At 59.6% G+C, this 203-nt stretch carries 1 protein-coding gene; it reads left to right on the top strand.

What is annotated here, in order from left to right; translation table 11 throughout:
• On the top strand, positions 1-203 hold a 203-nt coding region (locus QQL85_RS26620), incomplete at both ends, for a hypothetical protein (RefSeq protein ID WP_284368806.1).

The raw sequence follows: 203 nt of genomic DNA, 5'->3' as shown, positions 1-203 counted from the left end.
TTGTTCGGCGGTGATGGCGACGATCAGCTGACGTTGGCCTATGGCCGAGCATACGGTGGCAACGGCAACGACCTCCTCGATGTACGCGCGGCATTGATCGGTGGCTTTGTGGATTTGTCCGGCGACGCAGGCAGCGACACATACCGCGTTGGCAATGCTGCCCAAAGTACTTATATCAGCGACTTCCGCAGCCTCAGCAGCGC

Source organism: Pseudomonas putida (assembly GCF_030159595.1).
GTDB classification, from domain to species: Bacteria; Pseudomonadota; Gammaproteobacteria; order Pseudomonadales; family Pseudomonadaceae; genus Aquipseudomonas; species Aquipseudomonas putida_AC.
Note: the sequence above shows the minus strand (reverse complement) of the source record. Positions and strands in the feature narration are given on the sequence as shown.